General features: G+C 47.1%; 11 protein-coding genes and 1 pseudogene. 9 read left to right on the top strand and 3 right to left on the bottom strand.

Translation table 11 applies throughout. From position 1 onward, the window contains the following. Window positions 1-153: 153 nt before the first annotated feature. The 9 genes from BLV87_RS18630 (at window position 154) to BLV87_RS18590 (ending at window position 7,824) form a co-directional block, all read left to right on the top strand. Entirely contained in the window at window positions 154-1,029 is an 876-nt protein-coding gene (locus BLV87_RS18630) for a polyphosphate kinase 2 family protein (protein ID WP_093071141.1), read from the top strand. A 3-nt stretch (window positions 1,030-1,032) separates the two neighbouring features. Further along, complete coding sequence (gene pip / locus BLV87_RS18625) at window positions 1,033-1,989, top strand: prolyl aminopeptidase (RefSeq protein ID WP_093071140.1); 957 nt, start codon at window positions 1,033-1,035, stop codon at window positions 1,987-1,989. Beyond that, window positions 1,986-2,426, top strand: coding sequence for a D-aminoacyl-tRNA deacylase (dtd, locus tag BLV87_RS18620; protein ID WP_093071138.1), 441 nt, complete (start codon window positions 1,986-1,988; stop codon window positions 2,424-2,426). The genes pip and dtd overlap by 4 nt, the downstream gene beginning before the upstream one ends. A 215-nt stretch (window positions 2,427-2,641) precedes the next feature. Then, on the top strand, window positions 2,642-4,309 hold the full coding sequence (locus BLV87_RS18615) for an HAD-IIIC family phosphatase (RefSeq protein WP_217630037.1): 1,668 nt from the start codon (window positions 2,642-2,644) through the stop codon (window positions 4,307-4,309). Between the two features lie 6 nt (window positions 4,310-4,315). Continuing rightward, window positions 4,316-4,606: a phosphopantetheine-binding protein gene (locus tag BLV87_RS18610; RefSeq protein WP_093071134.1), complete on the top strand. Its 291-nt coding sequence runs from the start codon at window positions 4,316-4,318 to the stop codon at window positions 4,604-4,606. Window positions 4,607-4,641: 35 nt separating this feature from the next. Further along, window positions 4,642-5,823: an SDR family oxidoreductase gene (locus BLV87_RS18605; RefSeq protein ID WP_093071133.1), complete on the top strand. Its 1,182-nt coding sequence runs from the start codon at window positions 4,642-4,644 to the stop codon at window positions 5,821-5,823. Window positions 5,824-5,889: 66 nt separating this feature from the next. Beyond that, window positions 5,890-6,573 (top strand): acyltransferase, encoded by a 684-nt coding sequence (locus BLV87_RS18600; protein WP_093071131.1) that lies wholly within the window; start codon window positions 5,890-5,892, stop codon window positions 6,571-6,573. A 166-nt stretch (window positions 6,574-6,739) separates the two neighbouring features. Beyond that, window positions 6,740-7,003, top strand: a complete 264-nt coding sequence (locus tag BLV87_RS18595; RefSeq protein ID WP_093071129.1) for a hypothetical protein — start codon at window positions 6,740-6,742, stop codon at window positions 7,001-7,003. Between the two features lie 92 nt (window positions 7,004-7,095). Next, a complete protein-coding gene (locus BLV87_RS18590) occupies window positions 7,096-7,824 on the top strand; it encodes a rhodanese-like domain-containing protein (RefSeq protein WP_093071127.1) in 729 nt (242 codons plus the stop codon). 56 nt (window positions 7,825-7,880) lie between these two features. On the opposite strand, the gene BLV87_RS18585 is transcribed toward BLV87_RS18590, so the two are convergent. The 3 genes and pseudogenes from BLV87_RS18585 to BLV87_RS18575 form a co-directional block, all read right to left on the bottom strand. Next, entirely contained in the window at window positions 7,881-8,186 is a 306-nt protein-coding gene (locus tag BLV87_RS18585) for a DUF2288 domain-containing protein (RefSeq protein WP_093071125.1), read from the bottom strand. Between the two features lie 27 nt (window positions 8,187-8,213). Further along, window positions 8,214-9,332 (bottom strand): glycosyltransferase, encoded by a 1,119-nt coding sequence (locus BLV87_RS18580; protein WP_093071124.1) that lies wholly within the window; start codon window positions 9,330-9,332, stop codon window positions 8,214-8,216. 128 nt (window positions 9,333-9,460) lie between these two features. Continuing rightward, window positions 9,461-9,844: pseudogene (locus tag BLV87_RS18575) on the bottom strand (hypothetical protein); the annotation flags it as partial.

Here is a 9,844-nt window from a genome sequence, read left to right as displayed (position 1 = left end):
GGAGACCGCTTTCGCGGGTTAAAGTTGATGCGTATAGGGGGAAAGTTGTTCCAATCTAGCCCAGTGAAGTTCGATGTCGGTCATGTCGCTAATCCAGTTGAGAGTTAGTTATTGGCTATACTATTTCTAATAATGCAGCAGGAGAAAATCCATATGTTCCAATTTCCCACGAATTATCAGGTGTCGTTTGATGGTCGATTTGACTTATCCACAGCACCAACCCACCCGCCTAAGGATGCGCCGGATGATAAGGTTTTAGAAGAACGCCTGCAAAAGTTGGTGGGGCGTATGGATGAGCTACAACAGAGGTTTTATGCTCATGATAAACACTCATTGTTATTGATCTTTCAGGCAATGGACGCAGCGGGTAAGGATGGGACGATTCGTGCAGTGACGCGTGGGGTGAATCCGGCAGGTTGTCAGGTATTTTCTTTCAAACAGCCGTCGGTAGAGGAACTGGATCATGATTTCCTGTGGCGTACCAGCAAATGTTTGCCAGAACGTGGGCGCATCGGCATTTTCAACCGCAGCTATTACGAGGAGGTGCTGGTAGTTAGGGTTCACCCCGAATATTTAGATGGGCAAAACCTGCCTGCCGAGGTAAACCGTGATACCCTTTGGCAAGATCGGTTAGAATCTATTCGTGACCATGAGAAGCATCTGGCGCGTAATGGCACGGTGATTCTTAAGTTTTGGTTGAATATTTCGCGGGATGAGCAGAAAAAACGCTTCCTGAAACGGCTCGATAAGGCTGATAAAAATTGGAAATTTTCTCCGGGTGATGTAAAAGAGCGCCAACATTGGGCTGCGTATATGCAAGCCTATGAGCAGGCGTTGCGGGAGACGTCTCGCCAACATGCGCCATGGTATGCTATTCCTGCTGATAATAAGGATTTCATGCGTGTTACCGTTGCTGAGATCATTGTCAAGACGTTGGAGTCATTGCAAATGGATTACCCGCAACCCAACGAGGTTGACCGCGCCCGTTTTGAAGAATGTCGCCAGTTATTGGTAAACGAAGGAGAGTAATGCGTGAGTGCACTGTATCCCCCCATCCGTGATAACCATCATTTTTACTTGAAAGTGGATGATGTGCATGAAATCTATGTGGAAGAATGCGGTGTACCGGATGGCTTACCGGTGGTATTCCTGCACGGTGGGCCGGGTTCTGGCTGTGAACCGTGGCATCGGCAATTTTTTGATCCTAATCGTTATCGCATTATTTTGTTTGATCAGCGAGGTTGCGGGCGTTCTAAGCCCCATGCATCGCTGGAGCGTAATACAACGTGGGATTTGGTTGCGGATATGGAGTTGATCCGCGTAACACTCGGCATTGACCAGTGGGTTTTGTTTGGGGGGTCGTGGGGATCGACCTTGGCTTTAGCCTATGCAGAGTCTTACCCTGCTAGCGTGAGGGGGATGATTTTACGCGGTATTTTTCTGTGCCGTAAGCCTGATATTGATTGGTTTTACCAGTTGGGGCAAGGCATTGAGCGTGTTTACCCTGATTATTGGCAGGATTACCTTGCGCCGATCCCGGAGCTTGAGCGCAGTGATATGGTGGCAGCGTATTACCGGCGTCTAACTGGGGAAAACGAGATTGCACGGATGCAGGCGGCGAAAGCATGGTCAACGTGGGAGGCGCGTTGCGCGAATTTGCAACAGAAAGAAACGGTTTTAACCCATTTTACTGATCCCTTCACGGCGATGAGCGTGGCGCGTATTGAGGCACATTACTTCATCAATAACGGCTTTCTGGAACCTAATCAGCTTTTGAATAATGCGCACCGTATTTCACATTTGCCGGGCAGTATTATTCACGGTCGTTATGACATGATTTGCCCGTTAGAACAGGCATTTGCTTTGCACCGAGCATGGTCGAATGCTGATTTTCATGTGATTCCTGAGAGTGGTCATGCGGCAAGCGAAGTGCTTATTCAGCAGGCGTTGGTGCAAGCGACAGATGCTTTGGTGGATTACTTGGTATGATTGGGTTAATCCAGCGGGTTTCTGGCGCACAAGTGGATGTCAACGGTTTAACGGTTGGGCAGATTGGGCGTGGTATTATGTTGTTGTTGGGCGTGGAAAAAGCCGATACGCCCGCTCAAGCGGAACGTTTACTGGAGCGTGTGTTGGGTTACCGCATTTTTCCCGATGCTCAAGGTAAAATGAACATGTCATTGCGTGAAATCGGTGGAGAATTGTTGATTGTGCCGCAATTTACTCTCCCAGCCGATACCCGCAAGGGAATGCGACCTAGTTTTACGCCTGCTGCTCCACCCGATCAGGGGGAGGCATTATTTGCTTATTTTGTGGAGAATGCACGGCAACAGTTAGCCGATAAGGTGCAAATGGGCGTGTTTGCTGCGGACATGCAGGTTTCATTGACGAATGATGGACCGGTGACATTTTGGTTGCAAATATAAGTATAGGCTTCTATATACATATCTGCCTGTTGCCGAAGCGCATACCGACACCTATAATAAATTATCGTCATTTGTCAATAAAGCCCCTTATGACAGTTGATCGGGTCATCCTGTTGCTACATCCTAACAATCAGGTAAGGTAATGGGGTCTATATGTTAAAAAGTGTCAATAGCTTTATGAAATTTGTCTGGAGCGGGATGTAATGTTTCCTGAGATGTCTTCAACTATCAAGCGCATGGAAGGGCAACCAACCCTATTTACTGCGCGACCTACCCGGTTATCTTTGCAGCAACTGAATTTTGGGGAAGACCAGCAGCGTGCGGTGACGGTTAACGTGTGGCGTAATCATGCCTTGGAATCCATCGCTAGTTTGGCGCAACCTTATTTTGCGTTTGGGCGCTGGCAAGTGATGTTTAACTTTGGGGATTATGATGATTCTTTGATGTTCGCAGGGCGTGAGCAGGCGGATATCGAGTTGCTGTGGCTGGATAGTAGCCGTTATCTGGCTAATACCGATTTTGCTTCGTGGCGTGAGTGGCTATTAACCCGTTTGGGGGTGTTACGCGCTGCGACTACTGCGCCGATCATTGTGGCAACTTGGCTGCAAAGTGATGAACAGCACCAACAAATGCAGGCACTGGTGGATACCTTGCCGGATATTTACTTTGCTGATATTGGTAGTGTGTGCGCAGAAGCAGGAGTGGAATTGTTGGATATGCGTATTGCGGTGGCAACAGGTTCCCCCGTCAGTAATGCTGCTCAACCTTTATTAGCGCGTAAATTGGCTTGCCATTGGTTCCCTGCGGCATTGTCGCCTCCCATCAAAGCCTTGGCTTTGGATTTGGATAATACTTTGCATAAAGGTATTTTGGGCGAAGATGGTATCCAAGGGGTGGAATTGACCCCGCAACACAAAGCCTTACAGGAATCCGTCAAAGCCTTGCAGCAAAAAGGTATTTTCTTGGCCTTGGTGTCACGCAATGAGCGTGTGGATGTCGAAGACCTGTTTGCACAACGTGATGACTTTCCTTTGAAATGGGATGATTTTGCGGCAACAGAAGTCTCGTGGGGCGACAAAGCCAGTGCCATTGCACGCGTGGCTCAGGCATTGCGTATTGCGCCGGATGCAGTACTGTTCGTGGATGATAATATTGGAGAATTGGCAGCCGTCACCAGTCAATTGCCTCAAGTCCATGCCATTCACGCTCACGAAAACGCAGAGTTGACTCGCCGGGCAGTGGAATTCTATCCAGCTTTGTGGCGTTGGAAAATAACGGCTGATGATGTGAAGCGTAATCAGGATATGAAAGCGAATGCTTTACGTGAGTCATTGATGACGGAAGTGACAGATCACGAAGAATACCTGCGTAATTTACAAGTGACCCTAGTCTTCAATCATTCCCCACAAGAACACTTGTCGCGCTTGGCTGATTTGTGTAAAAAAACCAATCAGTTCAATTTGGCGATGCGGCGTTTTAGCTTGTCCGAGCTGACTGAGCGCCATCAAAGTGAAAATTCTTGTGTAGCTTGCGTACAATTGAAAGACCGTTTATCAGATAGTGGTATCATTGCGGTAATTGTTGCGGAACGTCATGGCGATTTGCTGATGATTGAAGAACTCTGCATCAGTTGTCGTGCGTTAGGCCGACAACTAGAAGATACCATTGTGTTGTGGACGATCCGCAGTTTGCCGCAGTTTCAGACCTGTGAGCAAGTTTGTTTTCGTGTTCAGCATGGTCCACGTAACCAGCCTGCAGTGACATGGTTAGCAGGGCATTTGCAAGTAGCTCCTGATGCCGTTCAAGAAGGGCTGAACGGTATTCCTAAATACACCCTTGAACAGTTTACGCCTGTACAAAGCGTTCAATTAATTGAGGAATAACAAGACATGGATTCACAAAAAATTAAGGATACCCTGAAACAAGCGCTCGTCGCGATTTTGGGTAAACCGGTTGCCGATGATGAAGGCGTATGGTTAAGCATGAGTGGGCGTAAAGATTGGGATTCGCTCAAGCAAGTTGAGATTCTGCTGCTGCTAGAAGAAGAATTCGGTATTCGTTACACGGAAGAAGAATTTGCACAGTTAGATACGGCGGCTGATATTGTGGCATTGACGCTGCATAAGTGTGAGGAAGAAACCTCTGCACCTGCCGATGATGGTTTGTTTAGCTATTATTAATATGATGATGTCACTGAGCAGAAGAAGGGGCGGGCATGGCACGTTTCGATGAAATCCTTGTGGGGCAAGTAGCTGAGCTAGAACATGTCGTGACAGAGAAAGATTTGGCGCGATTTGTGGAACTCAGTGGCGATGACAATCGTTTACACGTTGACCCTACTTACGCCGCCCGTACCAGCTTTAAAAAGCCGGTTGCCCACGGGATGTTAGGGGTATCGTTTATCTCAACAATTATCGGTACACGTTTACCTGGCGACGGGGCATTGTGGTTTGCACAAAATCTTGAATTTCTGTTGCCGGTTAGGGTTGGTGATACCCTAACGGTACGGGCAGAGGTGCTGCGCAAGATCGACCGGATGCAGGTGATTGAGTTGCAAACGGATATTTTCAACCAGCATCGGCAAAAGGTGACGACAGGTGTTGCTAAAGTCAAAGTGGTGGAGTTTGAAGAAGAGGCGACCATAGAAATAGAAGCACCTCGCCCCGTGGCATTAGTGGTAGGAGGGTCAGGCGGCATTGGCAGTGCTGTTTGTCGTCACCTTGCGGCGGCTGGCTTTGATGTGGCTGTTCACTACTTTACCCAAGTGGCGAATGCCGAGGTTGTGATGCGTGATGTCGAAGCTGCTGGGCAAAAAGCGGTAATGGTAGCCGCAGACATTCGTAACGAAACAGCAGTAGCCAATATGGCACACTATGTGCAGCGCCATTTGGGCAATATCACGGTTTTGGTTAATTGCACCACGGCTCCGATGGCTGCAATCCGTTGGGAAGATGTACAGTGGAAAGATTTTGAAGCCCATTTACAGACTGCTTTGCAGGGGGCTTTCCATGTGGTGCGCCACGTCACACCACAGATGGAAGTTGCGAGTTACGGTAAAATTATCCACATTAGTGCACAATTGATTGAAGCTCCGATGGGAAATTTATTGCCGTTCATCACCGCTAAAGCGGCATTGGATGGCTTTAGTCATGCACTGGCTATTGAACTCTCTCCCAAAGGTATACGGGTAAATATGATTGCTCCCGGTATGACCGATACTGCTCAGTTAGCGGAAGTGCCAGAACGTATTCGTTTAATGGCGGCAGCACGGGTGCCGTTGCGACGTATTGCTAAGCCTGATGATGTCGCTGGTGTGGTAGCATTCCTCGCTTCTCACCAATCAGATTACCTGACAGGGGAAACGATTCGCGTGAATGGTGGGCAGGTAATGTCCTAAATGTTATAGGAATGTTATTTGTCATTTTCTCCTTTATCCCCCTAGCTATTAGAAATAGGATTACTCATGTTGAAGTCCATAGCGCTTTTTTTTGATAATTTACTGAGAAGCATCATTCGACCGTTAGGCGGCTCAGCAGGTCGTACGGTACGTTATTGGTATTACAGCCGTCGTTTAGGCAGTTGCGGTAAAAATGTGGTGATTGATGAAGGTGTTATTATTCAGGGTTCTCGCGACATTCATCTGGGGGATAACGTCTGGATCGACCGTTATTGCATCCTGATGGCAGGTAAAGTCCCTTTAGAACAAGGCGCAAAAGTACTGGATAATCCAAATTATCAGCATGAAGTTGGTGAGTTGCATGTTGGTAATAATGTTCACATTACACCATTCTCGCTGATTCAAGCGCATGGTGGTGTGCAGATAGGGAATGATTGCGGAACTGGTTCAGGAGCAAAAATTTACTCTTTGACTAATTTACCAACGGATTCTGCTAATCCAGATCGGCGCGTGTGTTATAGCTGGGGGGGTGAATTGGCGCAATTATCAGCACCTATCGTGATTGGTAATAATGTTGGTATTGGCTTGGGTGCCGTTATTTTGCCAGCAGTGACTATCGAAAATGAATGCTTTGTTGCACCTTATTCCATCGTTATGAGTCCGATCAAAGCCAATAGTTTTGTATCAGGCAATCCCGCTCGTAAAGTTAAGGAGCGCTTTCCTGTTAATGAAACAAGTAAAGTGGAATAACTATCTGAATTTAAATAACAACAGGTTGTTATTTAGTTTAATCAGTTTATTACCATATAATAAATTATTGATAATAAACTGATTTCTTGTGTATGGTAATTGTTTCTGGTAAATATACGTTGTGTTGTAAAAACAGCACAATTTAATGTGCTTAGGATGAAAAATGATGAAAAAACTACCTTTCTTAATAGCAGTTACCACATTATTTAGTTTGCACCTAACCGCTTACGCCGAGGAAAATGCTGCTAAGCCAATGGCTACAACAGAAGCAAAACCAGTCGTTACTGAAGAAGTGGTGATGACTGCTGCCGACGTTAAACCTGCTGAAACTGTGCCAGCGGCGGCTGACGGTGAGAAAAAGCCTGATGCTAATGCACCTGCTGCTGAGGGCGAGAAGAAAGCAAAAGATGATGAGCCTGATTGTAACTAAAAATCTGTCGATAGTGTTTGCTGTATTCCCGCAAGGAGAGAGTGAGGGAGTTCAGTCATTTCGGTGTAAGATTTAATAACTGGAGGATATAAATGAAGTTAATTCAATTGTTTGGTATTGCTGCTTTACTTGCGGGTATGAGTGTTTCCAGTGCGGCTATAGCTGAAGATGCTAAGCCTGTAGGCATTACCGCAGACAAAATGAGCGTTACGGTTAAACACGGCGGTGAGTCGGTAGAAATCAAGCGTAATCAAGATAATAAAGCCGTAGTGGTTGATGATTTTGCCAAAACTTCGCGCCCTTGCCCACCATTCTGTATCCAGCCGGATACTATTGCGGAAGGCGTTGAAACCATTGCTGAAATGGGTATGTTGGATTATCTCGAAAAAATGAGCGGTGGCGATGCTAGTGTTTTAGTGGTTGATTCCCGTACTGCTGACTGGGTTGAAAAGGGTACTATTCCAGGTGCAGTGAATTTGCCGTGGGAAAATTTAGCACCCGATAAGGGGGCTAGTACTGATGACATTATCAAAATCCTGACTGAGCAGTTCGGTGCGAAATTGGCTGAAGGTAGTGATGCGCTGGCAGTGGACGAAGCTGTTGCCGCTGGTGGTGATGCTGTTAGTAAGGTGTTTGACTATTCTGGGGCTAAGACGTTGGTAATGTTCTGTAATGGTATGTGGTGTGGTCAGTCACCAACCAATATCAAAACCTTACTGAAGTTTGGCTACCCAGCGGATAAACTCAAATGGTATCGCGGCGGGATGCAGGATTGGGCGATTCTTGGTTTGACGACGGTTAAACCCGCTACTGCAAAGTAAGCATATTGATTTGAAATTAATGATAAAAAGCCAGTAGAGATGCTGGCTTTTTCTGTTTAGGGGCTTAAGCGCTCTTGCACTAAAACCCAAGGAGCTACCACGACTGCCCATAGATTGTCGGGGTGGTGGTTTGCCCAGCCAATGGCTGTCTCATCGCGAAGCTGTGCGACTTGCTTGGCGTGAAGCCATTGTTGCAGTCTGTGGGTATTGTCTTCTGCGATGGTGGTGGCTACTTCAACGAGATCAAGAGCTGCATCCACGTGAATGACTTTGCCGCCAGCAAAATAGCGTTCTAATTCGTGCCAACCGATGCGGGCGGTTTCTAGGTTGAGGCGGTCACGCAGGGAAAGTGCTTCTTCCATGGGTCAGGTTTTCCATGTCCGTACAGGTTAGGAGGGGCTGACGGGCGTGACCAGCTTGTCTGCCGCAAATTGGAGATTTTGCTGTATCCGTGAACGCTCTTCAGCCGGTAATTCAGGGTCTGACAATAGATTATCACACAAGTCCATGCACTCTTGGTAATGCTCTATCCAGTAAGCAATAACAGCTAGTTCGTCTTTGGCTTTCCAGCGGTAAACTTCAGGGAGCACGAATAGGATATCCTTGGGAATCGAGGTATTAGCAGCCACTAATGCGTATGGATAGGCGAGTGCAAAGCGGTTGTGTATGCGTAGATAACGTGCCAGATGGTATAAGCTTTCTGCACGCTGGGGACGGTATTCATAGGCTTTTATATAGGCATTTATAATTTCTTCTGATGGGTGGTCGCATTGTTCTTTGAGGCGGGCGATCTCGAATAGGGAGTACCATGCTTCTTCTGCCCAGCCGCCCATTGCAGCACGTTGCTGGTAATGTTCGATGGCAGCTTCAGCATTGCCAGCATCACGGTAGCTTTGAGCCAGATAGAAGCGGTAGCGGGTATTGTTGGGTTCATTCTGTAATGCTTTGATTAAAACGTTTGCATCATTTTGGTATTTGTTGGGGTCGTTGCTTCTTGCACCTTCGGTAGATGCTCGGATGAAATAATCACCTTGCAAGATTTCGTTGGTGAAGGGGGTGTTTGTTTCGAGGTATTCGTGCAGGACACCTTGCCATTTCCATGGAAGTCTGGTGCTAATCAGTTTGAGGTTGGCGTACTGAAGTTCGTTATAGCGAATGTTTAGATTGTAGCTGTCAGCGGTGAGGTTGCCGAATTGGAAGTCATCGGCCGCCATCAGGCAGTCGTCAGCATCCATGATGAGGATGTAATCGGCCTTATCTCTGGCGTGTTCGAGTGCAATATTGCGATTGTGAGCAAAATCACGCCATTCATTTTCTATGAGAATGCCGTCAATATTGTGTTGTGCAAAGTAGTCACGGATGATTTGTTGGGTTCCATCCGTTGAGCCAGTGTCGCTGATTACCCAGTAGTCGATTTTGTCTTTAACGCTGTTGAGGCAGCGGGTAATAACCTTGCTTTCATTTTTGACGATCATGTTTAAGCAAATGCTGGGCTTTTGTTTGTTCATTTTTTATAGCTCCTTGTTAAGGTTTGCATTAGAGAAAAGCCCACCAAAAGGCGGGCTTTTCATCTCTGGCGAGAAATGGCGGACTCTTAAGAGAACCGCCACCCGTTACTTATGGAATAACGTCAGGCTTAGGATACTTTACCAGTCAAATCCATGCCTTTCTTCAGATCGGCTTCGAAGCTGAATTTACCATCAGCACCTTGAGTACTCAAAGTAAAGACTTTACCGTTACCGTCATTGTCTACCAAGTTGCCATACCAGCCGTTGTACTTACCGCTACCGCCAGTGGCTGTCAGTGTGCCGTCAGCTTGCTTCTGTACACCTGTCAGATTGATGTCACCTTTGGAAGTCCACAATGTTGCAGTGCTGCCACCGTTCCAAATGAACTTAACATCGGCATTGCAACCATCAGTGGTTTTACCCATGTGCGTACCCGGTGTGATCATTGGAGGCATTGACGTACCACCAGTTGCACCAGTTGCACCAGTTGCACCAGTTGCACCAGTTGCACC

This window comes from Thiothrix caldifontis (assembly GCF_900107695.1).
GTDB classification, from domain to species: domain Bacteria; phylum Pseudomonadota; class Gammaproteobacteria; order Thiotrichales; family Thiotrichaceae; genus Thiothrix; species Thiothrix caldifontis.
Note: the sequence above shows the minus strand (reverse complement) of the source record. Positions and strands in the feature narration are given on the sequence as shown.

Coding starts and splice junctions, on each gene's coding strand:
- BLV87_RS18610 (WP_093071134.1), top strand. CDS start 4,316: ATGGATTCACAAAAAATTAAGGATACCCTGAAACAAGCGCTCGTCGCG.
- BLV87_RS18595 (WP_093071129.1), top strand. CDS start 6,740: ATGAAAAAACTACCTTTCTTAATAGCAGTTACCACATTATTTAGTTTG.
- BLV87_RS18630 (WP_093071141.1), top strand. CDS start 154: ATGTTCCAATTTCCCACGAATTATCAGGTGTCGTTTGATGGTCGATTT.
- BLV87_RS18600 (WP_093071131.1), top strand. CDS start 5,890: ATGTTGAAGTCCATAGCGCTTTTTTTTGATAATTTACTGAGAAGCATC.
- BLV87_RS18590 (WP_093071127.1), top strand. CDS start 7,096: ATGAAGTTAATTCAATTGTTTGGTATTGCTGCTTTACTTGCGGGTATG.
- dtd (WP_093071138.1), top strand. CDS start 1,986: ATGATTGGGTTAATCCAGCGGGTTTCTGGCGCACAAGTGGATGTCAAC.
- BLV87_RS18615 (WP_217630037.1), top strand. CDS start 2,642: ATGTCTTCAACTATCAAGCGCATGGAAGGGCAACCAACCCTATTTACT.
- BLV87_RS18605 (WP_093071133.1), top strand. CDS start 4,642: ATGGCACGTTTCGATGAAATCCTTGTGGGGCAAGTAGCTGAGCTAGAA.
- BLV87_RS18585 (WP_093071125.1), bottom strand. CDS start 8,186: ATGGAAGAAGCACTTTCCCTGCGTGACCGCCTCAACCTAGAAACCGCC.
- BLV87_RS18580 (WP_093071124.1), bottom strand. CDS start 9,332: ATGAACAAACAAAAGCCCAGCATTTGCTTAAACATGATCGTCAAAAAT.